The organism is Paenibacillus caui, assembly GCF_019904135.1.
GTDB classification, from domain to species: Bacteria; Bacillota; Bacilli; order Paenibacillales; family Paenibacillaceae; genus Fontibacillus; species Fontibacillus caui.
This window is the reverse complement of sequence record NZ_JAIOGQ010000007.1, coordinates 49,074-72,690: the sequence shown is the minus strand read 5'-3', so window position 1 is coordinate 72,690 and position 23,617 is coordinate 49,074. Positions and strand designations below refer to the sequence as shown.

The following is a 23,617-nucleotide window of genomic DNA, read 5'->3' as shown; positions in this document are numbered from 1 at the left end:
AGAGGCTCCTTCGCCGGATTTGCACCGGAAGAAGGAGCCTCTTGATTTCGGGCCTTAAAAGCGGCAGCTTATGAAAACTGCATCTCTTCTGTCAGGACATGTACAACTTGTTCGAGGAAGCGCCGGTCTGTTTCATCAAAGCGTCCTTTCAGCGGACTATCGATGTCCAGTACCCCGATCAGCCTTCCGTTCTGCACGATCGGAACAACGATCTCGCTGTTTGAAGCCGCGTCGCAGGCGATGTGTCCCGGAAATTCGTGCACATCCTGAACGACAATCGTTTGCCGCTGCTGCGCGGCTGTTCCGCATACGCCTTTGCCGAGCGGAATGCGAATGCAGGCGGGAAGCCCCTGGAATGGGCCGAGTACAAGCTCATGTCCATCGTAAAGGTAAAAACCGGCCCAGTTAATATCCTGCAAGGTGATATTGAGCAGAGCGGAGGCGTTGGATAAATTGGCAACAACGCTCGGCTCGCCCTGAATAAGTCCTTTAAGCTGTGCCAGTGCCGTTTCGTATGTCTGCTGGCGATCCCCGGAAGAAGCTGCGGCTTGAAACATTTCATTCCCTCGCTTTTTAAGATGAAAACGTATTAATAGTTAACAGTATGACACGATCTTTTCGGCTGTCAACCGAGCTCAAGGATGAGGCACTCCGTAAAGGAGTGCTCAATTTTTGCCAATTTCGAAAATGTGTTTTTTTGGCATCATCGTTTATAATATGAAATTATCGCTGAAGGGAGGGACAGATTATGACTGCCCAGACACGATTTTCCAAAGGCAAAACCGTAAGGAAGAGCCGGATTAATGAAGATCTTCATGATACAATCGAGAACTTGAGGAGAGAGCTTGTTGAAGTTTCATCAACCAGCGGTTTTACAAGTGAAATCGTCCTGGAATTAAGCCAGCGTCTGGACAAGTATCTCGTCCTAGCCCAGCGCCAGATGAGAAAAAGCCATGATGCCGGCCTTGAGATGTGAGTTTGCGTAGAAATTGAATGTATATTACATAAAGACTGAGATATTTCTTTAAGAAAAAAGCGTGAAGCGGCAAAGAACAGTCCGCTCAAAAGCTGGGAGAACGTACAGCATACGATTGGTGAATTTTCTCATAGAATGAACTTAAACCACTTATGGAAATATTTTCAGTCTGCCGGTTCCGCCGTGCATGGTCGGCGCAGGGCCGCTCGCTCGAGGAACTGCCGTACCGGACGAAATGGTTCCCGTTCGGCCCGCTGCTCGCGATGAAGCTCTGTGCCATCGTCATCGCCGGCCAGTTCATCGGCGGGGTCAGCGGCGGGAAAGTGGACTGGGCGTTCATCATCGCGTCCTATTTCGGTCTGCCGCTGTTCTTGGCCATATGGCTGGGTCATAAATGGAAGCATAAGACGAAGTTCCGGAAGCTGGAGGAATGCGACCTGAGTCCGGTTTGATGAGGAGGGCTGGATTGACCAGCCCTTTTCTAGTAACTGCCTGGGGATGGGCTTAGACAAAGCTATCTATGCGTCTGTACCGGTCAGCCTTCAGCCTGAGGGATTGCCAGAGAAGGTGCCAAAGCAGGGGCCATAACGGGAGATTCGGCCATGTTTTCATCAATAAATGTTTGCACGGCTTCTTTATAACGTTTCGGCTCGGTCTGATAGGAGGCGGCGTGGCGGGCTCCGGGAATCAGAACGAGCTGCTTTGCGCCCGGTTTGGCATCATACATGTGCCGGCTCATGAAGGTTGGGACATAGCGGTCGGCGGCGCCGTGTATAAATAGAACAGGCTGCCGGCATCTCATGACCGATTTGATCGGACTGACCTCTTCAAGCCGGAAACCCGCTCTCATGTGCAGACGCCGGTTTAACAGGCTCATGAATGGAAAAGCGGGAAGCCTGGCCAGACGCGTGATGTGATGCCGGATCAGTTCTTTCAAATCCGAATAAGCGCAGTCGGAGATGGCGAACTTGACTGCCGGATCCGCCATGCTTAAATATTCCAGAACCGTCCCTCCTCCAAGCGATTGCCCATGAAGCGCTATTCTGATGTCCCTGCCGAAATGTTCAAGCAGCCAGTTTACCCAGGCTTCGACGTCATATTTTTCGTGAAAGCCGTAAGTCGTATAGCTTCCCTGGCTTTTTCCGTGTCTGCGCTGGTCAATCAGCAGAAGATTGAATCCCTTCTCTTCGAACATGCTGGCAAACTGCAGCGAAGCCCGCAGCGACATCGTATAGCCGTGAACAATAATTGCCCACCATTGGGAATCGGGATAGGGCTCAAAGATTTGTCCATTAAGGAGGAGACCGTCCCGAGAGGTTGTCTTTACTTCGCGGGGCGACATGGAATCGTATTTTTCCTTTGTAAAAATACCGGTCCTCAGGAGGTACTCATGCAAATGCTCATTCGGATAGCGGTGGAGGCGCATTTGGGTGATCTGACGGAAGCCGTAGCGGGTTATTCCATTTACGCAAAGCCAGCCCGTCAGCAGGCAAACGGATGCAATGACATAAATCAAGCGGGATCTTCTCCTTTTTTTAAGGTTTTTTTAATGTATTTTTACCCAAAATGAACGTTTTTACTTCAGGTGAGGGCTCATTTAAAATGCAGAAATGACAAAAGAAGCCGTCATGGTAGCAGGCGGCTTGTTCAGTGTCAAATATAAGAAGGCTTGGTTGCCTTTATTATAAGGGCGGGTTGACGGTTTCGGCGCGGGATTCGGCCGTCATTTCCGGGCTCGCAGGAGAGGTCTTTTTCCCGGATTTTGGCTGGGTTGCAAACGCATGAATGATGATGCCTCCCACAACGAGGGTAAGTCCGATCCATCCCCATAATCCCGGCAGCGGGGCGGACAGCAGCAAAATTTCGGCGATCAGGGTAAATACAACTTCAAACGACTGGGTTGCCTCCACTCCGGCAAGGCGCAGCGGATCTTTCCGGACCATTTGGGTCGCCTGAAAGAAAAGGACGGTGGCAGCTACTCCCGAGAATACGGCAACCAGCAGCGAGTTGAACAGCTGCCCTTGGCTCGGGGGACCTGAAGCCATCCAGGCGCAGCCGGACAAGATCAGCCAAAACGGCATGCTGCACAGGGTCATGGCCAGAACGCGCTGGGTTGCATCCAGCCGTCCGCCGCTGATCTGCATGAGCTTGCGGTTGCCGGCGGGATAAGCGGCGCTGGCCAGAATAATAGGCAGAACGCCCAGCAGCAGCTCCTTCCCGGACAAGCTTGAGCCATGACCCGCCTGCACTAGGACGACTCCGGCTAAAATAATTAGGGAGGTGCCCAAAGCGGGCAGGGGAAGCGACGAACGGTAAGCGGAGGAAAGGCGCCTCCTTCTGAATTGTTGTTCCAGAAGCGGAGAGATGAGCAATCCGGCAACGATCGTGATCTGCCAGGTAGCGGCCGTAAGCCAGCCGGGTCCGTAGATGGAGGCGAAGCAGATCGGGGCGTAAAACAGCACGAAACCGATAAAGCTCCACAGCATCCAGCCCCATGGATTGCTCCTGATTTCCCGGATGACCGGACCGATCCCGCCGCGCCATACAGCCAGCAGAAACAAGAGAGGCAGCATCATTTCGTAGCGGAGCGAAGCGGTCCAGGCCCAGTTGCCGCCTGCAAGATTCATATACCGGTTCAAAATAAATGTAAAGGCAAAGAAAAATGCGGACAAAATGCCGATCCCGAGCGGTTTCACGGCTAGCCTCCTTTCCCGGCCAAAACGCAAGAATATTCATTCATTGTAGCAAAAGGACGGCGAAATGACGACTTAAAGATTTGCCCTCGCAAGCAGGTTTTCCCTTTGACGAGAGGAAGCCTGATATGATTTGCTATAGCAAGAGCGGTGAAAGGAGCGATCGGATGAAGGCGACATACCTCTGCAGAGGGAATATACCGGTTCTTGAAACCCCGCGGCTCATGCTCAGGAAGATGGAACAAGAAGATGCAGCACCGATGTTCCGTTTCTGGAGCGACCCGGAGGTCGCGAAGTATATGAATGTCCCGCCTTTTGCGAGTGAAGACGAGACGCGGGAAATGATCAATCTGCTCAACGCGCTTTCCGAGACGGAAGATACGATTCGCTGGGGGATTGAAATCAAGGAGAACGGCAGCCTGATCGGGAGCTGCGGATTTAATGCGTGGCAGCTTTCGGGAGCCTATCGCGGTGAAATCGGCTATGAGCTTGGACAGGAATATTGGGGCAAGGGATATATGCGGGAAGCGCTGCAGGCTATGTTTGAATTCGGCTATGAGACGATGGGACTGAACCGGATTGAAGCGCTGATCTACCCGCAAAATAGCGCCTCGATCCGGCTGCTGGCCGGACTCGGCTTCAGCAATGAAGGCCTGCTGCGGGAGTATCAGCAGGACGGAGACGGGGAGCGGTTTGTGGATTTGTACATTTTTTCGCTGCTCAAAAGAGAGTTTGGAACGAAAGGGAGAGTGCAGGGATGAAATTTGGAATGAAAAAGCGGGGGGGTTATCCGTCAGGGTCCGAACATGGCCGCTGCGGCCACTCTGCAGATAGCGGGATGACAGCGGATGAACCGCCAAAAGGGTCGATGCTGCACCGGGCGGATCCGCTCAGCAAGCTCATTGGGCTGCTGGGGATAGCGGCGCTTGCGATACATGGGAGCCGGCCGGAGCTCCAGGCCGGACTGCTGGCTTTTGTGCTGCTCATATCCGCTATCGGAGCCGGAATATCTTTAAGTGAAGCGGCCAGAAGAATGGCTCTGGTGGCAGGCTTTGGCATTCCGCTGTTTGTGCTCACCCTGCTGGCTGCGCCGGAAGGCAGCGTCTATGCAGCCATAGGGCCATTTCAAGTGACTTCGGGGGGCGTGGCGAGCGCGTTGGTTGTTGTTTTGCGTTTGGGCTCGCTGTATCTTTCCTCGCATATCTATATCGCCACAACAAATCCGCGGGATTTTGTTTATATGTTGACCCGCTGGTTCAGGGTGCCATACCGTCTTGCTTTCGGCGTTTCCGTAGCGTTAACCTTTTTGCCCCTTCTTGAATCGGAGGGCAGAGTAGCTGCTGCAGCAAGGCGAATTCGCAGCGGACGCCCTCCGCAAGGGCTTATGGAGCGAATGGTTTTGCTGCGGAATCTTGCTGCAAGCGTATTTACGGCCTCGATCCGGCGCGTGCAGCAAACGGCGGGTGCGATGGATGTGAAAGGATTTGGCGCTTACGCTCACCGGTCTTTTCTGCATGAAGTCCGGATCTCCCGGTGGGGGATGGGCGCTGCCTTTTGCGTTTTGGCTGCAGCCGTCCTGCTATGGCCGCTATAAGGGGCGGGAGAATCCGTCTTTCGCGAGGAGAAGATAAAATAAGTCTTGACGCGGACTAATTGTTAACCTAAATTCATATATTGGGTTAACAATTAGATTTCAGGAGGAGTAATATGAACAGCTCGAAGGGAACAAAACCGGCATTATCTTTTTTTACGACAATGGAAATTGTGCTTATGGCGATGCTTGCTGCTGCCAATGCGGCCATGAGCTTGTACTTAACTTCCGTTAACCAGATGCTGAACAGTCTGGGCGGACCCATTGCGACATCTACGATTACTGGACTGTACATGGTTTACGGTTTGCTGGCGGTATATATCATACGGAAACCCGGAACGGCCGTCATCACCTATGGCATCGGGGCGGTCGCTCAGTCCTTTATCGGAACGGCGTATGGCATGGCCTCCGCCTTTGCGGCAGCTGCCTGCTATATGGTGATTGTGGAAATCGTATTTGCTCTGCTTCGCTACCGTAAATGGAATACCGGCGTCATGATGCTTGCAGGAGCGGTGATGGTTCCGCTTTGGTTCTATTTCGCTGCCCATATGTTTGGATATACGAAATGGGATCTGAATATTCTCCTTATTGCGCTTGTGGTCAGAATGCTGAGCGGAGCCGTTCTCTGTGGACTGCTCACCAAATGGATCGGAGAAGCTCTTATCCGTTCCGGTCTGCTTAGATCATTTGCCGCTGCCCGGCGTGAAGAGGCCTGATGACGAAGGCGCTCGCCGTTCGGCTCAAAGACGTCGCTTATACGCATGAAGGAGACAAGCTTCCCGTGCTGAGCGGTTTGTCTTTGCAAATTGCCGCAGGCGAATGGGTGCATATCGCCGGCCGAAGCGGCAGCGGCAAATCGACCCTGGCCGCACTGCTGGCCGGTCTTGCGCCGCGGGTTATGGGCGGACGGCGTGAGGGCGAGCTGACGGTAGGAGACATAGACCCGTCAACAGCTGGAATCGCCACAACAGCGCAGGTCATCAGCGCGGTGTTTCAGGATCCGGATGCGCAGCTGGTTCAGGGCCGGGTGGAGGACGAGGTCGCTTTCGGACCCGAAAATATGTGCGTGCCGCCTGTGGAGATCAGGCGGCGCGTTCAGGCGGCCCTTACGGACGTCGGCTTGTCCGCAAAGCGGGGCAGCATGGTGCACCAGCTGTCCGGCGGACAGCGGCAGCGTACGGCGGTCGCCGCCGTCCTGTCTATGAGCACGCCGGTTCTTGTGCTGGATGAGGCGGCAGCAAGCCTGGACAGGGCCGCGCAGGAGCGGCTGTGCAGCCTGCTGCGGCGGCTGCATGGCGAGGGCCGAACCGTCATTACGATGTCGGCCCGCATGGATACGCTCGCCGAATCTGCCGAGCGGCTCATCGTGCTGGACGGCGGCGGCGCAGCGCTGGACGGTCCGCCGGCTGAGCTGCTGCGGAGCGAGCAGGCACGCCTTGCCGAGCTCGGCGTGCTGCCCCGGCCGCAGGGCGATCCGCCGCGTGCCGCACGGCTCCTGCCGCCACAGGCGCCGCCTGGCGGGTCGGCACACGCCGCGGTCGCCCCGGCCGCGCCGCCTGCGGGGTCGCGCCCGGCCCCGGTCGCTCCGTCCGCGCCGCTGCCTGGCGGATCGCCGCCAGCCGTTCCAGCCCCGGCCGGGTCGCCTGCCGGGTTGCCGGCTGCCGCGTTGGCCCCTACCGCGCCAGCCCCGGCCACGACACGGCCAGCCGCGCCGCCGTCCGCCCCGGCGCCCCCAGCGTCACCGCCGCTCCCCGCCTCCCATGGCGGCGGGCCCCTACTTGCGCTGCGCGGCCTCAGCTTCGCCTATCCCGGCGGCAGACACGCGCTGCGCGGCGTAAGCCTGGAGCTCGCGCCCGGCGAATGGGCGCTGCTGTGCGGCGAGAACGGCTCGGGCAAGACGACGCTGTCCCGGCTGCTGCTCGGGCTGCTGCGCCCGCCCAAGGGGACTGTTTTTCTGGGCGGGCGGGATATCGCCAGAATGAAAACAGCCGAGCTCGCCGGGTCGATCGGGTACGTCTTTCAGGAGCCGGAGCATCAATTTGTGACCGGCAGCGTGCTTGACGAAATGCTGTACGGGCCACTGTCTTGTACAGGGCGGCGACGGGGAGGCGGTTTGCCCGAAGCCGAAATTGAGCGGGCGAAGCGGCTGCTTGAAGCGGCGGGTCTTTCGGGGAAAGAACACAGCTCGCCGTACCTGCTGAGCGGCGGCGAGAAGCGCCTGCTTGGAGCCGCGGCGCAGTTCATGACGCCGAAGCTTCTGTACATTCTGGACGAACCTACGGCCGGAACCGATTATGCCGCTGCCTCCCTGCTTGTCAACCTGTGCCGCCAGGCTTCCGTTGAGGGCGCTGCGCTGCTTGTCATTACTCATGAACCGGAATTGTTCCGGCATGAAGCGGATGTGATTTTTACGATGCAGAACGGTTTGCTTGGGGAGCCGGAGCGAAAATAAAGGAAACAGGGCAATGAAGCAATAGGCACTGGTGCAAGCACGGCAAATGGCTAAAGCATTTTCGAAACTGCCTGATAATTTGGGTTTGGGTTGCTGCAGCGATGATTTGCGCATAAAAATCCGCCTCCCTCGGCACTTTATATAAGGAAAGGGGAGGTGGATGTATTGGAGAAATCGCTTAATGTGGACCAGGATACGCTGGTTGAGGCCTGGCAGCAGCAGCTTCCGGAAATGCTTGGGCCCGGAGACTCTTCCGTGGTGCAGGCGGATCTTGCCGATCCGCAGAGCCTTCTCGTTCATATCAATGTGGCGGGACATCAAATGTACGCTTTCGATTTCAGATGTTCCTATCAGGATACCCGGGAGCTGGAAGTAACCCTGGTCGATGCCGAGAAGGCCGGACGTTCCATTGATGAGCGGGGCGATGCCATTCAGGAGCTTGCCAAAGATTACGCACGCCATATTCATGAATGCGCACAAGTGCTGCATTCCATTACGAATCCTTCTTAGAGAAAGGTAAAAGGAGAACAGGTGCGATGACCAAGCATAACGGTGCAGCAGACAAAAATCTGCAAAATGTGGTGGAAGCGCTGGATACGGTGCCGGTCAACAGCCATCAGGCCCAGCAGCTTCAGCAGGACAAAAATGACCGCCGGAACAAGGATGTCCAAAATCACGATAAAAGCACGGATATGGACCCCAGCCATTGATAGGACGGCAAGGTGAATATCCAATTTATAATCCCCCGGGCATAGTAAGCCTCGGGGGATTTTTTGCGCGTTATTTGCGCGGGAGGGGTGGAAGTTTTTCGGCTTCCATCCCCATCTTTTTCAGCAGGGAAATCATCATTTCTTTTTCATTCGAATCAAGACCGCTCAGCGCATGATCAATCCGGTCCTCGAATTCGGGATAGAGCTGATCCATCAATGCCTTGCCTTCAGGCGTAAGCTCCGCAAAAATAACGCGCCGGTCACGCGCGCAAGGGGTGCGGTGCAGCAGTCCTCCCGCTTCCAGCTTGTCTATCACATACGTAACATTGCCGCTTTGGAGCAGCAGCTTGGCGCCGATTTGTTGAATAGGCTGGGGGCCTTTGTAATAAAGGACTTCCAGTACGGCGAATGCCGTCGGATTGAAGCCTTGCACTTTGCTTGCGCTTACGGCGTGTTCGTTGACGCTTTTAAAAGACTTCGCAAGAACCCTGTACAGATGGAGCGACAATTCGATGCCGCGTTCTTCTGTTTTCATCATATCCATCCCGCCTTTTCTTATATTTGAAAGTCTGTTATATGTTTGGTGTATCTGTATCTTAAAACATGGGTCCAGGTGGGAAAAATATAATTTATCACAATTTGGTCTATTAATTCGGGAGGCGCACCAAAAGATATGGCTGCGGAAGCTCCGGCAAATCATCCTGCGGACGGCTGGAGCGCGCTTCGGGCCTGACCCTGATCGGATTGAAATGGCAGGCAACCCCTTGGCAAATCACGGGGGCTACAATGTGCATGCTGATTCCGATGCTGCTCGGAGGTCCGCTTGCCGGGATGCTGGCCGACCGCGTGGAACTGAAGAAAATCATGATTTTGTCGGATATTGTTAGAATTTTTATTGTGCGCAAAAAGTTGTTTTGACGTGATGTTCAGCCCCGCAAAAAATGGTAAAATCAAAGAGATTGTCCCGCGTGAACAGCTCGATCAGGCTGTATCCTACAGCGCTATTATTGAGCAGGGGAGCAAAATTGCCGGACCTGCCCTGGGAGGGCTGCTTACGGCTGCTTTTGGCATCAACGCCTGCTTCCTGCTGGAGTGGCCTGACATTTCTGCTGTCCGCACTTTTTCTGTTTCGTGTTCCCGGCCGGATGCCGGGTAAGCTTGCGCATCACGATGCTGAGAAGCGGGCCGTTTCTGAGCGGCCACCGCTTTTCAAATATCGGGCAGCCTTGTAGCCGCCTTTGGAATTGTACTGCTTTTGTGCAAAGCTGCTATTATGAAGAGAGATCAAGAAGCTAACGTTTTTATGGAGGGAGAGAAGGCTGCGGGCACAATCGCAGCAAAGAGTGCGAATTGATGCAGAGCCTAAAGAACTATGGATAACAACACCGTACTAGATGTGAATATCCGGCAAGCCGGTTACGGGCAGGACAAAGCCCAAATCAGCGATATCCGGCTCAGTATCAGACCAGGAGGGCTGACCGGTCTGATCGGGCCGAACGGGGCGGGGAAGAGCACGTCCATTAAGACGATTATCGGCGTACTGCCTTTTGCGGATGCGGATATAACCTTTGGTGGCCAGTCGGCCTCCTACGCTTATGTTCCCGAGCAGCCGGTATTTTATGACACGCTCACCTTGTGGGAGCATCTTGCTCTGGCCGCTGCGGTTAACGGCCTGGAAGAGCCGGCGTTTGAGGAGCTCGCTGCAGGGCTGCTGGATAAATTCCGGATGACGGAAGCACGCCATCTGCTGCCCTCCGGATTTTCAAAGGGCATGCAGCAGAAAATGATGCTGATGATCGGGTTTCTGATCAGGCCCGATGTTTATATTGTCGATGAGCCGTTCATCGGGCTGGATCCGAGGGCAACCCGGGATTTTCTGGCTTTGCTGAATGAGGAACGGCAGCGCGGAGCGGGCGTTTTGATGTCGACGCATGTTTTGGATACGGCGGAGCGGATTTGCGATGATTTTGTTCTGATTGACCGCGGCAAAATGGCCGCAAGCGGAACGCTGGAGGAAATCCGGCGGCAATCCGGCCTTCCGGACGCCTCTCTGTTCGACTGCTTTGACGCATTGACTTGAAAGATTGAAATAGGGGAGGCTTTGGTAACAATGGGGAAAAATATCTTAAGCAGTCCCGGTGCTTTGTACAGAAAGCGCCGGCGGGATTACTGGCGCCAGCAGTACAAGGCAATCCGCAGCGTAGTAGATCTGACAATCGCCCTTTATATTCTCATTCCGGGCTTGCTGCTTCTCGGCAGGCTCTATTACGGTTTATGGACGGAAGCTTTGCCGGAGGTCTTAAGCTTCTTTTCGGTCGGCACCGCTGCGAGCCTGTTGTTTTTGTTCACGACGATTCGCGGACTTATCCTGCACGTAGAAGCGGCGGACATTCTGTTTCTGCGGACACACGGCTGGTGGATGACAGGCATCAAGCTCCGCGGCATGCTCACTTCCTTCGGAGTACTGGCGATTTTAACGACCATCGGCGGCCTGCTCCTGGCTCCTTTCCTGATCCGAAACGAAGGATGGGGCGCAGCCGGGATCGTTCTGCTGTGCGCTGTCGCTTTTGTCTTCAGAACAGTACATATGCTGCTTCTGCACTTAAGCCGCGTGAAATGGACAGGCTGGCGGAGCGTTGTCGCCCAAGGGCTCAGCCACGCGGTCCTGTTCAGCGGATTTAACGTCTTGATCCTCACCGGACAAGAGTTCCCGGCTGTAATGGCCGGAGCTGCCCTGCTGGTTGCTTTAGCGGCAGCCGGTTTGGCCGTGTTCCGGATCAGACTGCAAGGCACATTTTATGCCGATGTCAACGAGGATTTGCGGCAGAAGACCCGCTTGACGACACTGCTGCTCTCACAAGCCGTCGACAAGCCGAAACGGCCAAGCAGCAAACCGCTGCTGCTGCGGCGTTCGAACAAGCTGTTCCCTTATTCGCGCGTTCCTTCGCTCCGCGTAGCCGAAGCCGCAGTAAAATCTATCATCCGCGAGCGCTCCATGCTGCGGATGTACGCCATTTACACCGTCGCCGGCGCGGCGGTGCTGCAGCTGCCTCCTTATCCGGTGAATATCATCGTATTTATAGGTCTTGTGATATTGCTTGGATATTGGATGAACGGGCTGCGCCGGAGGTTTATGGAAGACAGGTTTATGACATTGCTTCCCCCGAATGAAGCTCTTGCTTTTAAGTCTGCTTCCCCGGCCATGAGATTGCTTCTGCTTCCTTCAGTAGCCATTCTGACGCTTAGTCTGGGCTGGGCTCTATCCCATGTCTGGTGGGGCATCGCCTGCGGTTTTGCCGCAGGTTTTCCGCTGGCCTGGTGGCTTGGATCGTGGAAATGGGAAATATTGGGCGACCTCCGCTGGAAGGGGAGACGAAAGCATCTTTCGCCCCCACTAACCGGAACCGGAGAGCCGCGGGTTTAGCGGCCGCTGGCGATTAACGAGCTGAATGCCGCGCAGCCTGTCCGGCATGCGAGCCTGCCGAAAATCCGGTCGAGAAAGCGGCTGTGATATTATATCCGCCGGTATAGCCGTGCACATCAAGAATTTCCCCGCAGAAATAGAGGCCCGGCATCAATTTGGACTGCATGGTGCCGGGGGCGATCTCCTTCAGATTGACCCCTCCGCCAGTAACGAATGCTTCTTCAAACGGCCGTGTGCCGTTCACCTGGATGCGGAAGCTTTTCAAAGCCGCCAGAAATGAAAGCCAGGGCTCCTTGGGCAGATGCTCGTAGGTGGTATCGGCGGGCAGTCCGGCCTGCTTGAACAGAACGGGCAGCATTCGCTCCGGCAATGTGCCCTTGAACACGTTTTTCAGCGCTTTTTTAGGCTCGTTCTGCGCCATCCGCCGCAGCAGGACTTCAACTTCGTCCCTGGAACGGTCCGGAAACAGGTCGATCGCCATCGTAACCTCGGATCCGCCGTGCTTCTTTCTGACTTGTCTGATAAACTGGCTGCATCTGAGCGCAATGGGACCGGAAAGGCCGAAGTGGGTGAAGATCATGTCTCCGCGGTGGGCAATAACCTGCTTGCCTTTAGGGTTCAGCACCGCCAGCTCCACGTCGCGCAGCGACAGACCCTGCAGTTCACGGCTGGTGATAAAAGGCTCTTTGGACGTAATGGGCACTTCGGTCGGATAAAGCTCGGTAATCGTATGTCCGCACGCTTTGGCCCACGGGTAGCCATCTCCGGTTGAGCCCGTATGCGGGACGGATCGCCCGCCCGTGGCGATGATAACGGCGGGCGCTTCGATTCGGCTTCCATCCTCCAGCTCCACGCCTTCAATGCCTCCCGGCCCACTGCGCAATCCTTTGACAGGGGAATTGACCCTCAGCTCCACACCGAGTTTGACCGCCCTTCCGACAAGGGCGTCAACAACGGTTTTTGCCTTGTCCGAAACCGGGAACATGCGGCCGTTGTCTTCTTCTTTGAGCGCGATTCCCAGGCTCTGGAAGAAATCAATGATTTCCTTGCTTCCAAAACGGTTAAGAGAACTATAGAGGAAACGGCCGTTCCCGGGAATATAGCGAATCAGTTCGTCCGTTTCTTTGGAATTGGTCACATTGCAGCGACCCCCGCCGGAAATGGCCAGCTTTCGGCCAAGCTTGTTGCCTTTATCCAGTAAAACAACGGAAGCGCCTTGCAAAGCCGCGCCAATGGCCGACATAAGTCCTGAAGGGCCTCCTCCTGCAACGATTACATCATATTTTTTCATAACGATCCTTTCTGTTCCAAAAACGAAAACTTTACAATATTCTTTAAATAAGAATTATTGTAAAATATTGTCGCTTGTGATTTAATTCAATTGAATATACGTCTAAACGTCCCCGCTAAGGAGGGATATTGTTGAGCGCAGTTCGGGAAGTGCTGTTTCTGGTTCTGATCGCTCTTTCACCGGCGTTTATGTTTCCGCTGGTTTATGAGAGAGCGGGCAACCTGTTCCGTCAGGAAACAGGCTTGGAAAGGCGAAAGGGCTATCAGGTTGCGCTGGCGGCAACTTGTGCGATAAGCATGATCCTCTCCTCCATGTTCACAACGAATTTATACGGAATTATTCCTTTGTCTTATGGGATGATACCTCTTTTTGCGGCCATGCTGTATGAAAAATTCGGATATTCGGTTGCGATGGCTGGCCTTCAGTTGCTTCTCTGTTATGCCTTCACGGATTTCTTTTCTTTTACAAGCTTTATATTAAATTCAGGACTGCTGGTTTGTCCGCTTGTGCTATTGTCGGGGGGCCGTTTCAAGACGATGTCCCGAAGGGGAAAGGCCGGCATGCTCAGCCTGTTCCTGCTGATTGGCTCGCTGCTGTCGACAATGTCACCGTTTATTTTACATACCCAGAGCACCGAGAACAATTCCTCTCTGATCCTTGCGGCATATCTGAATACGCTGATCATGATTCTGACCGGTCTTGTCCTTGTTCAGACGATCGAGGATGCATTGGAGAAGGGAAAGTTCAGGCTTCAGGTGGCAGCGCTGTCGAGAAAATATTACCGGGAGGAGGAGAAAATGCAGCAGATGATGGATGCCGCTCCGCTATCCGTCATCTTGCTTGACCGGGAAGGCTGCATTTCCATGGTAAACGAAACTTTCCTGAAGCTGTACCGGCAGAACCATCCGGATGCGATCAGGAGTCATTTGCTTGGTAACCGGCTGGCGCCGGTCCTGAACTCCATTCACATCGATATTGCGAATCTGAATGCCGGAATCCGTTCCATTCTGGCGGGAAAAGACAGCCTGAGCGAGCTGATCCAGTATGAGGACAAAATGTTCTTTACCAGTATTTCCCCCATTATAAAAAGCCATTCCCGGGAAGTGATCGGCGCGGTGGCGATCGTCCAGGATATGACGGAACTTGAAACGCTGCGTCTCGAGCTAAGCAATGTAGACCGTCTGAGCCTTGTCGGCCAGATGGCGGCAGGGATTACCCATGAAATCCGCAATCCGATGGCTGTTGTCCGGGGATTTTTACAGCTGATGAGGGAGAAGAGCCCGGCTTCGCTTGATCATTATTACCGGATTGTCCTGGAAGAATTGGACCGGGCAAACAGCATTATTAATGACTTTCTTTCCCTGGCGCAGAATCGTCCGGTCCGTAAGGAAAGAACCTCGCTGGAGGATATTGTAAGAGAGCTTACGCCGCTGCTTTGGGCCGATGCGAATCTAAGAGGACAGAGCATCGAGGTGAAGCTGGACGAACACATCCCGCAGCTGGAGCTTAATCCGAAAGAGATCAAGCAGCTGATTCTTAACCTGTGCCGAAATGCAATGGAGGCGATGGAAGAGAAAGGATTGCTGACGCTGGAAACAAGGAAGGTGCCTGCCGGCGTGGAGCTGCTCGTTACCGATACGGGTCCCGGGATTCCGGCCGGGAAATGGGACAGTCTGTTTCAGCCCTTTTATACAACGAAGGTTAAAGGAACCGGGCTTGGTCTTGCAATGTGCAAAAGCATTGTGGAGCGCCATAACGGAAAAGTCAGCGTAGCTTCGGAAATAGGCGTCGGAACGACGTTTACGGTTCTATTCCCTGAACCGGCAGGGGGAACCTAGTTTATTCGGCGGCTGGCCGCCCGCAGTAGTTGATTTCCTCCTTTATGACGGTATAATGAAATAGAATCGGCATGACTGACTGTGCCGTTTGAAGTTGTCAAATCGCCAGGATAAGGAGTGAATTTTGAAGTGGCAATGTCTTTTGATCAATATATGAGAGATATGGTTCAACCCATGAGGGATGAACTGACCCGCCTTGGTGTGGAAGAGCTTCGCACCGCTGAAGAAGTGGAGGATAAGCTTCCTTCCGCGAAAGGAACCGCTTTGGTCGTTGTTAACTCGGTATGCGGATGCGCGGCAGGACAATGCCGTCCGGGCGTAGCGGAGGCGCTGCAGCATGAGGTTACTCCTGACCACCTGTTTACCGTATTTGCAGGTCAGGATAAAGAAGCTACGGCGAAAGCGCGTGAATATTTTGCGCCGTACCCTCCGTCTTCTCCGTCGATCGCACTCATGAAGGATGGCGAGCTGGTTCATTTCATTGAACGCCATCAGATTGAGAATCGTTCAGCAGAAGAAATCGCAGCCGATCTTACAGGCGCATTCGACCGGTTCTGCCGTTAATACACCTGAAGCATTTCCGACAAGCGCCCTGCTGCCAGCCGGTTCTTCCCGCGGCCGCGGGGCGTTCAGCTATACATAACCGGCAGGAGGCAGATGAAGCCCGTATGAATTTTTAATATGAATCCGGATAAGGAGTGAGCGCTAAATGAGTTTGCAGCAGGAAATTATTGAAAAGCTTGGAGTTAAGCCGAGTATTGATCCGGCAGCAGAAGTGCGAAAACGCGTTGATTTTTTGAAGGAGTACGTAAGACTCTCCCATACGAAAGGTTTGCTGATCGCCATTAGCGGCGGGATTGACAGTGCGGTAACGACCTTCTTGTGCAAACAGGCTACCGATGAGCTGACACAGGAGACCGGGCAGGAATATATCACGCTTGGCGTGTTTCAGCCTTACGGGGAGCAGGCGGATATCGAGCACAGCTATGCCGTTGCCAAAACATTCAATCTGCAGCATGTGGTAGAGACCAATATCCAGGAAGCGGTGGACGAAATTGCGCTTGAGGCGGAGCACGGCCTCAAAAAGATCGGACAGCCGCGGCACATGTCGCATCAGGGCAAAGGCAACATCAAGGCGCGTACGCGTATGGTTACCCAGTATGCTTTGGCTTTTGAACTGAACCTGCTCGTCGTCGGTACCGACCATGCTTCCGAAGCGCTGACCGGCTTCTATACGAAATGGGGCGATGGCGCGGTTGACATTACGCCGCTCAGCTCGCTGAACAAGCGCCAAGTCCGCCAGATTGCCGCCCATGTAGGCGTACCTCAGGAAATTCTGGATAAAGCTCCGACAGCCGGACTGTGGGAAGGCCAGACCGATGAAGGCGAGCTTGGCGTCACCTACGAGGACAATAGCGATTATCTCGAAGGCAAGGACATCAATCCGAAGGCCAAGGAAATTCTCGAAAGCCTTTATAACCGGACCGAACACAAGCGGAATGTAATCCCGGGCATTTAACAAAGCAAAACCTGTTCTTCATACCCTAAAGAAATAAGAGCAGCCTGGAGATTCGTTAGAATCGCGGGGCGGCTCTTTTTTTAACAAAATAAGTTTTAAAAAAAAGATGAACCGAAATCTCCTATGTATAAAAGAGATATCGGTTTTTCTTATTTCACTAGCAATCAAGAATAAGTATGAATTTCTATTTGACTTTAACGCAGCGTAATACTTTAACTTTTTAATATGGAGGTGAATGGCGCTGTTTACAACGGGAGAAGTTTACAGAATGACCGGACTTGTGCAAATCCTCGCTGCAAAAATAACAGGTTATAACTGAAAGAACTGACTCTGAAGAGAATCTTACAATAAATATAAAGTTACTCGAAAAATATAATAGCAAATATTTGCGAAAGAGATGATTAAAATGAGTATGAGCTACAGATTGATAGATACATTTGATCAATATGAAGAATTACTTTCTATTATGGATTTAGAAGAAAGGAATAATTATTTTCGTTATATAATGATGACGCCATTTAAGGAAATGTGGAATTTATTAAATGTGCCTATAAAAGCTAAACAAGAAAATGGTTATGACGTTTTAATGGCTACGAAAATGTTAGGTTATGCGGATATATCTAACGATGAGCAAATCCGACAAGGGCTAAACGATTTAAAAAATCAGAACGTCTATGTGATAGCAGAGAAAACGATCAAAAACTGTATAGAAAGTGCTAATAAATCAGGTTTGAAAGTGAAAGCTGATGAAATAAAGTTTGGGCTATATGTTGCCAATCCAGATCAATTGGAACTTCAGAAGGGATATACAGGATTTGGCGGTATTCCGGGGTTTATTACAGTAAATATTTATCCGAATGATTATAATGTACCAAAAATTCCTGCTGTCATTGCTCATGAATTCCATCACAATATTCGTTTTTCTTATTTTGATTGGGATCATGGGAACGTAACAGTGGGTGATTATCTAGTTATAGAAGGTCTAGCTGATTCATTTGCGAAAGAGCTGTATGGTGCAGAACAGCTTGGACCTTGGGTGACCAGTATGGATAAGGACGACTTAGAATATTCGATCCATGTTGTTGGAGAAGCATTAGATATAAAAGGATTTGCTGAGGTAAGCAGCTATATGTTTGGTGATGAGATTGCCAAACTAGAGGGTTATCAACCTGTAGGTCTATCTTTTTGTGCTGGTTATGCAGTAGGTTATGAAGTTGTTCAGTCTTTCATGAAAAAGCATAATAAAACGATATATGAAGCCACATTGATTCCTAGTGATGAGATTATTAAAGGATCTGGTTTGTTTACTTCTTGAATCGAACAAGTGCTTTGGTTGAATAAGGATTTTAAATATGATCCAACTTTTTTATTAAGCTGCATCCGGGTTCCGAAGCAAAGTACCTGAATCCACCTCAAAGAAAAAGCCTTAGTTTGTGGGGCTATTTTATGAAAAACAAGCAGAAACGGATGCGACCGTTGTAAAAGACGATTTTCCGTTTCTGCCCTGCGCATTAACAGTATTTGCGATGCCTATTGACGGGCTCCGCATATGGTGGCGGATGGTTTATTGGACCGTGCTGCCGCTTCGGCGGACCGGGACATAAATATCCATCCGCTTGTTGTCATCATTCATGCAGCGCTCATCATACCATTCAATCTCTGAAGCCTCGGCATGCTCATAGCCCGAGCCGGGAAACCATTCGCTGAATATATAGTCCCAAGTACGTTGGATGGATGAGGGGAACTGCTCCTCACTTGCCCCCGGAGTTGTGAAAACCGCATATTCCGTTTCCGGGATATGATATTCCACAAGCCCATCAGGTACTGGAGCGCTTGCGTTAACCTCGAAGCCGATTATGTAGCCAAAGGTTCCATCCTCGGCGGTTGTGGTGCAGACGCCGAGTTCCACATCGGGACGAAGCTTGCCCGGAACATTTTCCCACAGACGGTTCTTGATATAATGCTGCCAGAAAGCCGGAATCTCCTCCCGGTTTCGGCCGTTATCCGTTGTCGTGTCAAGACGGTATCCAATCATTCTGATCTTAGGCAAAGTCACCAATTTGTAATTCATCTTCTCATCTCTCCAATCGCAAGATTGCGAACCTTCGTATAAGGCCGCTGCTAGATTGATTTTGGTAGTGAGCAGAGGCAGTGCGACGTTCTTGCGCAATTCCGAAGGCATGATGCCGAACGCCTTGCGAAAGCTGCGGGAGAACGTTTCATGATTCCGAAACCCGCATTCCAGGGCGATGTCCAGCACTTTGCGGTCCGTGCCGGAAATAAGCACGGCCGCAGCGCTAAGCCGTCTGTTTCGAATGTACGACATGACGGTATTGCCTGTAAAATACTGAAACAGGCGGTGAAAATGGTATTCGGAATAATGAGCCCTTTTCGCAAGGTTAGCGAGCGTCAGCTCCTCTGCCAGATGCTCCTCAATGTAGTCGATAACGTTCTGAATCGTCAGCATATTGTTCATGAACTTCCTCCGAGACCGGTCTGATATCAAGTATAGATGGTTTGGCGAGGAGCTTCTTGACGTTTCTTGCTTATGAAGAGAGATCACGTAATCAAGACAGGTGCTTGTCAATAAAATCCAGAGATGCTTGAATCGCCTGCTCCAGCTGCGTGCTTGTTCCTCCAAATGGATGCACCGTATTGAACGTGTGGTTGCCGCCTTCGATCCGGATCCACGGAATGTCCGGTCTTGCCGCCACAATCCGGGCCGAGCCCTCCTGCAGATATTTGCCGTCGTTCGTTCCCTGGATTAGCGCCACGGGGAAAGAGGAAGCGCGGAGCCGCCCGACAATGTCATAACGCTCCCTTTGCCGCTCCAGATCGTCCAGAATAATCCGCTTCAGCGGCATGTCCTGCCCGGTCCTTGCGTTCTTGACGTAGCTGATGCCTTGCTCGCGCATTTCCTGCTTCTGCTCCGGGGTGAACAGATCAAGGCCCGCCACGCCATTCCAGGAGATCACGCCTGCTATGAGGTCCGGATGGTCGAGCGCGTAAACGAGGCTCGTTCCCGCTCCCCGGCTGTGGCCGATCAGAAACAGGGGCAGTCCGCTTAACTCCGGATCTTTGCGCAGGAACGAAACGAGCGCATCCAGGTCCTGCTGCTCCTGCTCATAGGTATTGACGGCAAATTTGTCGAGCTCCGTAAACTGCTGCGGGTTGTCGCCGATCCCGTTATGCGAAAAGTTGAAGGTAACGACTTCGTGCTTCCCGCTTAGCTTTCCGGCGGCATAAGGGAACATGCCCCAGTCTTTAAAGCCTTTGTAGCCATGGGCGATGAGAATCAGGCTTTCCGCCTTGCCGCTCGCTTGGAACCGGGTACATCTGAGCAGGTTGTTTCCTTTAAGCGGGAGAATGAAATCAGTAGGCATAGAGGGCAGCACACTCCTTGATCTTTATTATTAAGCCGAATACGATCCTGTACATTTCTCCATAATGGTTAATTATAGCATACGGACTTCAGAGGGTCGCATACGGAACCTGTCCCTGCTACAATGAATCATAGGTTTCAAGAGTGGCCTTTTTAGGAAGCGGGCTAAGCAGGAAGGAAGAGGGCAAATTGATTCACGGAATCGGACATGATGTGGTAGAGATTGACCGTATGAACAAAATTCTGGCCAGCCGGACGGGCGCTCGATTCCTGCAGCGGATATTGACTGCGGCTGAAGCGGCGCTGCCCGGGCTGAACGCCAGGCCGGCGGAGTTTGCCGCAGGGCGCTTTGCGGCCAAAGAGGCGATTTCAAAGGCGTTTGGCTGCGGAATCGGGCGACAGCTCGGCTTTGGCGATATTGAAATATTGCCTGATGAATGGGGCAAGCCGCACGCAAGCATTAGCGCACAGGCCTGGGAACGGCTCGGAATGCAGGGAGGCCGGGGGATTTCCGTTCATCTCAGCATTACGCATGAGCGCAGCCTGGCGTCGGCTTTTTGCATTGTAGAGAAAGAGCAGGCGTGATAAACAGAAGGAGAGAGAACCAAAGTGTCTGATATGAATATAGAGCGTTTTTTCAGCAGGGAGCTGCTTGTCTGGTATGAGGGCTCCAAACGGGACTTGCCCTGGCGCAGGCACCGCGATCCTTATTATATCTGGGTATCGGAAATTATGCTGCAGCAGACCCGGGTCGATACAGTGATCCCTTATTTCCACAGATTCATTGAGCGTTTCCCGACTATCGCGGATTTGGCTGAAGCGCCGGAGGAGGAGGTCCTCAAGTGCTGGGAAGGCCTCGGCTATTACTCGCGGGCGCGGAATTTGCAGCAGGCGGCCAAGCAGGTAGCAGAGCGGCATGGCGGCAAGGTTCCGGATGACAAAGCTTCCGTATCCGCATTGAAGGGCGTAGGTCCTTATACGGCAGGGGCCATCCTGAGCATCGCTTTCGGGCAGCCGGAGCCAGCGGTGGATGGCAATGTCATGCGGGTGCTGTCGCGTTATTTTCTCATTGAGGACGATATTATGAAGCCGGCCACACGGACGCGCATGGAGGTGCTGGCGGCAAGACTGATCCCGGAAGGCCGGGCATCCGATTTCAATCAGGCGCTGATGGAGCTCGGCGCTCTCGTATGCACGCCGAAGTCGCCGCACTGCCTGACCTGCCCTGTTATGGAGCATTGCCAGGGCAGGCTTGCCGGCGCAGAAGAACGGCTGCCGGTCAAGACGAAGGCGAAGCCGCCGCGGCCGGAATACCGCCTGGCGGCTCTAGTCGAGGGCGCAGGCGGCAACTCGGGGCGCGTCCTGGTGCGCCGCCGCGGAGCCTCCGGGCTGCTGGCCCGCATGTGGGAGCTGCCCCATGTCCCGGCGGCAGACGGGCAGCCCGGAGACGGTGCGGGGCTGCCGGACGAGCCGGCCATGGACCGGCTCGCGCATTGGCTGGCGGCCGAGGGAACGCCGGCACGCCCCATGCAGCCCTTTATGGAAGCGGAGCATACCTTCAGCCATATTCACTGGAACCTGAGAGTGTTCAGGTTCCGGCAGGCTGAAGCCATGGATGCTTCCAGAGGGCTGATGGCCGCGGAAGCAAGCGCGGCCTATGAAGCGGGCGGGCTCCCCGCCCCGGCGGAGTCGCCCCCCGAAACTCGCTGGATTACGCGCGAGGATATGGCGGAGCTGGCCTTTCCCAACGTGTTCCTGCGCATCCTGAACCGTTATTTTGATGAGCTGGACAGGGGATAAGCGCAGGTTACCCGGGTGATATTTGCAGGAAGAAGAGAACCAGAAAGCTGAAGAGTCCTGAAGAACAGAAACAGCAGGGGCCGTCACGAATTGTTCGGAGGCAGGAAAGAGTCCAAAATTATACGCCAAAGCACCTTCAATTCCACGAGCAAAGTGGAGATGAAGGTGCTTTATTATGGTTGGAATTAAGCTATTGGGGCAGATCCTTCTGCCTATATGGACAGAGCTGATTAACGCGCAGCCGTGTAGCGCTTGTTGACTTCGTCCCAATTGATCACGTTCCAGAAGGCGGCAATGTAATCAGGACGTTTGTTCTGATATTTCAAATAGTAGGCGTGTTCCCAAACGTCAAGGCCAAGGATCGGGGTCAGTCCTTCCATGAGCGGGCTGTCCTGGTTCGGCGTGCTCGTTACGGCCAGCTTGCCGTCTTTGCCGACTACGAGCCAGGCCCAACCGCTGCCGAAGCGGGTCGTTGCCGCCTTGGTGAACTCTTCCTTGAATTTGTCGAATCCGCCAAGATCACTGTCGATCGCTGCGGATACTTCGCCGCTCGGCGTACCCCCGCCGTTTGGTCCAATCACGGTCCAGAACAGGGAATGGTTGGCATGTCCGCCGCCATTGTTGCGTACCGCCGTCCGAATGTTTTCCGGAACGGTGCCGAGATTGGAGATCAGATCCTCCACGCTTTTGCCCTGCAGTTCAGGGGCGCTGTCCAGCGCGGCGTTCAAGTTGGTTACATACGTATTGTGATGGCGATCGTGGTGAATAATCATCGTTTGCTCATCAATATGAGGCTCAAGCGCGTTTGCCGGATAAGGTAAAGCCGGTAATTCATAAGCCATAGTGAATACCTCCTGATCTTTTAATCTACCCGTCATTCTCTGACAGACTTACCGCATTTCAGTATCGCCTGAAGAGGGGCCGCTTATTCCCGCGGAAAAATAGCCTCTAGTATATTACCCTTTTTTGGCAGATTAAAATCATGGGCTAACAAATTCATATTAAATTCCTGTAAATGTGATGTAAAAGTATCAATGCCATTCATTTTTAGGGTTTAATAGAATGTTAACAAAAACATAAAATGTAACCGTTTTATATGAAGCGCTTTCGCAATAAAATGCGTGTAATCGGGCAGTAGTTGTGGTTTAATAACTATTGAAGCGGATATTTATCGTTTTTTGTCAGGTTTTCCGAATTCGATTTATGTAAAACTTGTCCTGGGTATTTTACATAAGTCTATCATGCAGAAGAAGAGGGAGATAACAAGCATGCAGGTTCGTTCCTTTCAATTGAGTGATGTTACACATGTGACGGATCTTTTGCGGGTCGCTTTATCGGAAGAATGCTACGAAGACACTAGACGTGCGTTTGCGAGACAGTTATCCTTTGATTCCGAGCTGATTATGGTTGTGGAAGAGGAAGATAGCATTGTCGGTGTGCTGATCGGTACTATTGATCGTCAGAATTTAGGCTGCATCTACCGGGTAGCCGTGCATCCTGATCATCGCCGCCGGGGAGTAGGCAAGAACCTGGTCAAAGCCATGGAACAGCGCTTTAAGCAGCGTAATGTAAGCAAAATCATGGTTGCAGGCGACGAACATAACCAAGCAGCCATGCCGCTTTACGAAGCGATGGGCTATGCAGGCCGGATGCTCGAAGCCTTCCAGAAGCTGAGTATCGCTGCCGTGCACTCATTATCGTAATTCGAATCATATTTTAGAGGCATCATATAAAACTAGATTTTTCTATATTTGAGGCATATCTTCCAGTCGTTGCAATCGGCCGGGAGATATGCTTTTCTATTATTATGGCCTTTAATCGTCTAAATCAGAAGCCGGGCGCTTTGCACGGCCATTTCAGACATTTCCTAAAACGGCCGCTCATGATGGCGGCTCGGTTATTTATATAAAGGTTGCTATTATTCATTTTTCAAAACGTCAA

The 23,617-nt window shown here is 52.8% G+C and carries 28 protein-coding genes and 1 pseudogene; 20 read left to right on the top strand and 9 right to left on the bottom strand.

Annotated elements, in window-relative coordinates:
* Positions 1–68 precede the first annotated feature (68 nt).
* Complete coding sequence (locus K7397_RS06035; RefSeq protein WP_223067048.1) at positions 69–557, bottom strand: GAF domain-containing protein; 489 nt, start codon at positions 555–557, stop codon at positions 69–71.
* Positions 558–748: 191 nt separating this feature from the next.
* Between K7397_RS06035 and K7397_RS06030 the strand changes: the two genes are divergently transcribed.
* Together K7397_RS06030 and K7397_RS06025 are read left to right on the top strand one after the other, a co-directional pair.
* Positions 749–976, top strand: a complete 228-nt coding sequence (locus tag K7397_RS06030; protein WP_223067047.1) for an aspartyl-phosphate phosphatase Spo0E family protein — start codon at positions 749–751, stop codon at positions 974–976.
* A gap of 152 nt (positions 977–1,128) precedes the next feature.
* Entirely contained in the window at positions 1,129–1,428 is a 300-nt protein-coding gene (locus tag K7397_RS06025; RefSeq protein WP_223067046.1) for a hypothetical protein, read from the top strand.
* Positions 1,429–1,511: 83 nt separating this feature from the next.
* Here the strand turns inward: K7397_RS06025 and K7397_RS06020 are convergent, their stop codons facing one another.
* Both K7397_RS06020 and K7397_RS06015 read right to left on the bottom strand, forming a co-directional pair.
* Positions 1,512–2,492, bottom strand: a complete 981-nt coding sequence (locus K7397_RS06020; protein WP_237690712.1) for an alpha/beta hydrolase — start codon at positions 2,490–2,492, stop codon at positions 1,512–1,514.
* Between the two features lie 166 nt (positions 2,493–2,658).
* Entirely contained in the window at positions 2,659–3,672 is a 1,014-nt protein-coding gene (locus tag K7397_RS06015) for a DMT family transporter (RefSeq protein WP_223067045.1), read from the bottom strand.
* Positions 3,673–3,836: 164 nt separating this feature from the next.
* On the opposite strand from K7397_RS06015, the gene K7397_RS06010 reads away from it, so the two are divergent.
* The 4 genes and pseudogenes from K7397_RS06010 to K7397_RS21345 form a co-directional block, all read left to right on the top strand.
* Positions 3,837–4,430, top strand: coding sequence for a GNAT family N-acetyltransferase (locus K7397_RS06010; protein WP_223067044.1), 594 nt, complete (start codon positions 3,837–3,839; stop codon positions 4,428–4,430).
* Complete coding sequence (locus K7397_RS06005) at positions 4,427–5,263, top strand: energy-coupling factor transporter transmembrane component T family protein (protein WP_223067043.1); 837 nt, start codon at positions 4,427–4,429, stop codon at positions 5,261–5,263. Before K7397_RS06010 ends, K7397_RS06005 begins: the two co-directional genes overlap by 4 nt.
* 113 nt (positions 5,264–5,376) lie before the next feature.
* Positions 5,377–5,976 carry an ECF transporter S component gene (locus K7397_RS06000; protein WP_223067042.1) on the top strand — a complete coding sequence of 200 codons (600 nt, stop codon included), beginning with the start codon at positions 5,377–5,379 and terminating at the stop codon, positions 5,974–5,976.
* Positions 5,976–6,437, top strand: a pseudogene (locus K7397_RS21345) (ATP-binding cassette domain-containing protein); the annotation flags it as partial. The gene K7397_RS06000 and the pseudogene K7397_RS21345, both read left to right, overlap by 1 nt.
* Here the strand turns inward: K7397_RS21345 and K7397_RS21340 are convergent.
* Positions 6,356–6,625, bottom strand: a complete 270-nt coding sequence (locus K7397_RS21340; protein WP_237690729.1) for a hypothetical protein — start codon at positions 6,623–6,625, stop codon at positions 6,356–6,358. The pseudogene K7397_RS21345 and the gene K7397_RS21340 sit on opposite strands and share 82 nt — an antisense overlap.
* Before the next feature lie 286 nt (positions 6,626–6,911).
* Here K7397_RS21340 and K7397_RS21335 point away from each other — a divergent pair, with 286 nt between their 5' ends.
* The 3 genes from K7397_RS21335 (at position 6,912) to K7397_RS05985 (ending at position 8,422) form a co-directional block, all read left to right on the top strand.
* The gene (locus tag K7397_RS21335; protein ID WP_237690721.1) at positions 6,912–7,712 is read left to right on the top strand and encodes an energy-coupling factor ABC transporter ATP-binding protein; all 801 of its coding nucleotides are present in this window, start codon (positions 6,912–6,914) and stop codon (positions 7,710–7,712) included.
* Positions 7,713–7,877: 165 nt separating this feature from the next.
* On the top strand, positions 7,878–8,222 hold the full coding sequence (locus tag K7397_RS05990; protein ID WP_223067040.1) for a hypothetical protein: 345 nt from the start codon (positions 7,878–7,880) through the stop codon (positions 8,220–8,222).
* A 26-nt stretch (positions 8,223–8,248) separates the two neighbouring features.
* Complete coding sequence (locus K7397_RS05985) at positions 8,249–8,422, top strand: hypothetical protein (RefSeq protein WP_223067039.1); 174 nt, start codon at positions 8,249–8,251, stop codon at positions 8,420–8,422.
* Between the two features lie 70 nt (positions 8,423–8,492).
* On the opposite strand, the gene K7397_RS05980 is transcribed toward K7397_RS05985, so the two are convergent.
* A complete protein-coding gene (locus K7397_RS05980) occupies positions 8,493–8,960 on the bottom strand; it encodes a MarR family winged helix-turn-helix transcriptional regulator (RefSeq protein ID WP_223067038.1) in 468 nt (155 codons plus the stop codon).
* A gap of 254 nt (positions 8,961–9,214) precedes the next feature.
* Between K7397_RS05980 and K7397_RS21805 the strand changes: the two genes are divergently transcribed.
* The 4 genes from K7397_RS21805 to K7397_RS05965 all read left to right on the top strand — a co-directional run bounded on the left by K7397_RS21805 (position 9,215) and on the right by K7397_RS05965 (position 11,846).
* On the top strand, positions 9,215–9,340 hold the full coding sequence (locus tag K7397_RS21805) for a hypothetical protein (RefSeq protein ID WP_273545577.1): 126 nt from the start codon (positions 9,215–9,217) through the stop codon (positions 9,338–9,340).
* A gap of 4 nt (positions 9,341–9,344) precedes the next feature.
* Positions 9,345–9,578: an MFS transporter gene (locus K7397_RS21330; protein WP_237690711.1), complete on the top strand. Its 234-nt coding sequence runs from the start codon at positions 9,345–9,347 to the stop codon at positions 9,576–9,578.
* Between the two features lie 216 nt (positions 9,579–9,794).
* A complete protein-coding gene (locus K7397_RS05970) occupies positions 9,795–10,502 on the top strand; it encodes an ABC transporter ATP-binding protein (RefSeq protein WP_223067037.1) in 708 nt (235 codons plus the stop codon).
* Positions 10,503–10,532: 30 nt separating this feature from the next.
* Positions 10,533–11,846, top strand: coding sequence for an ABC transporter permease (locus K7397_RS05965; RefSeq protein ID WP_223067036.1), 1,314 nt, complete (start codon positions 10,533–10,535; stop codon positions 11,844–11,846).
* A gap of 13 nt (positions 11,847–11,859) precedes the next feature.
* Here the strand turns inward: K7397_RS05965 and K7397_RS05960 are convergent, their stop codons facing one another.
* Positions 11,860–13,137, bottom strand: coding sequence for a BaiN/RdsA family NAD(P)/FAD-dependent oxidoreductase (locus K7397_RS05960; RefSeq protein WP_223067035.1), 1,278 nt, complete (start codon positions 13,135–13,137; stop codon positions 11,860–11,862).
* 131 nt (positions 13,138–13,268) lie between these two features.
* Between K7397_RS05960 and K7397_RS05955 the strand changes: the two genes are divergently transcribed.
* The 4 genes from K7397_RS05955 to K7397_RS05940 all read left to right on the top strand — a co-directional run bounded on the left by K7397_RS05955 (position 13,269) and on the right by K7397_RS05940 (position 17,809).
* Complete coding sequence (locus K7397_RS05955; RefSeq protein WP_223067034.1) at positions 13,269–14,975, top strand: two-component system sensor histidine kinase NtrB; 1,707 nt, start codon at positions 13,269–13,271, stop codon at positions 14,973–14,975.
* 129 nt (positions 14,976–15,104) lie between these two features.
* Entirely contained in the window at positions 15,105–15,539 is a 435-nt protein-coding gene (locus tag K7397_RS05950) for a BrxA/BrxB family bacilliredoxin (protein ID WP_223067033.1), read from the top strand.
* 145 nt (positions 15,540–15,684) lie between these two features.
* Positions 15,685–16,494: an ammonia-dependent NAD(+) synthetase gene (gene nadE / locus K7397_RS05945; protein ID WP_223067032.1), complete on the top strand. Its 810-nt coding sequence runs from the start codon at positions 15,685–15,687 to the stop codon at positions 16,492–16,494.
* A 412-nt stretch (positions 16,495–16,906) separates the two neighbouring features.
* Positions 16,907–17,809 carry a DUF2268 domain-containing putative Zn-dependent protease gene (locus K7397_RS05940; RefSeq protein ID WP_223067117.1) on the top strand — a complete coding sequence of 301 codons (903 nt, stop codon included), beginning with the start codon at positions 16,907–16,909 and terminating at the stop codon, positions 17,807–17,809.
* Positions 17,810–18,058: 249 nt separating this feature from the next.
* Here K7397_RS05940 and K7397_RS05935 read toward each other — a convergent pair whose 3' ends face one another.
* Together K7397_RS05935 and K7397_RS05930 are read right to left on the bottom strand one after the other, a co-directional pair.
* Complete coding sequence (locus tag K7397_RS05935) at positions 18,059–18,970, bottom strand: AraC family transcriptional regulator (protein ID WP_223067031.1); 912 nt, start codon at positions 18,968–18,970, stop codon at positions 18,059–18,061.
* Between the two features lie 91 nt (positions 18,971–19,061).
* Positions 19,062–19,877: an alpha/beta hydrolase family protein gene (locus K7397_RS05930; protein ID WP_223067030.1), complete on the bottom strand. Its 816-nt coding sequence runs from the start codon at positions 19,875–19,877 to the stop codon at positions 19,062–19,064.
* 188 nt (positions 19,878–20,065) lie between these two features.
* Here K7397_RS05930 and acpS point away from each other — a divergent pair, with 188 nt between their 5' ends.
* Both acpS and mutY read left to right on the top strand, forming a co-directional pair.
* Positions 20,066–20,461 (top strand): holo-ACP synthase, encoded by a 396-nt coding sequence (gene acpS, locus K7397_RS05925; RefSeq protein ID WP_223067029.1) that lies wholly within the window; start codon positions 20,066–20,068, stop codon positions 20,459–20,461.
* 33 nt (positions 20,462–20,494) lie between these two features.
* Positions 20,495–21,676 carry an A/G-specific adenine glycosylase gene (mutY, locus tag K7397_RS05920; RefSeq protein ID WP_223067116.1) on the top strand — a complete coding sequence of 394 codons (1,182 nt, stop codon included), beginning with the start codon at positions 20,495–20,497 and terminating at the stop codon, positions 21,674–21,676.
* Positions 21,677–21,906: 230 nt separating this feature from the next.
* Here the strand turns inward: mutY and K7397_RS05915 are convergent, their stop codons facing one another.
* Positions 21,907–22,518 carry a superoxide dismutase gene (locus tag K7397_RS05915; RefSeq protein ID WP_223067028.1) on the bottom strand — a complete coding sequence of 204 codons (612 nt, stop codon included), beginning with the start codon at positions 22,516–22,518 and terminating at the stop codon, positions 21,907–21,909.
* A gap of 426 nt (positions 22,519–22,944) precedes the next feature.
* Here K7397_RS05915 and K7397_RS05910 point away from each other — a divergent pair, with 426 nt between their 5' ends.
* Complete coding sequence (locus tag K7397_RS05910) at positions 22,945–23,379, top strand: GNAT family N-acetyltransferase (RefSeq protein ID WP_223067027.1); 435 nt, start codon at positions 22,945–22,947, stop codon at positions 23,377–23,379.
* The last annotated feature ends 238 nt before the right edge of the window (positions 23,380–23,617 follow it).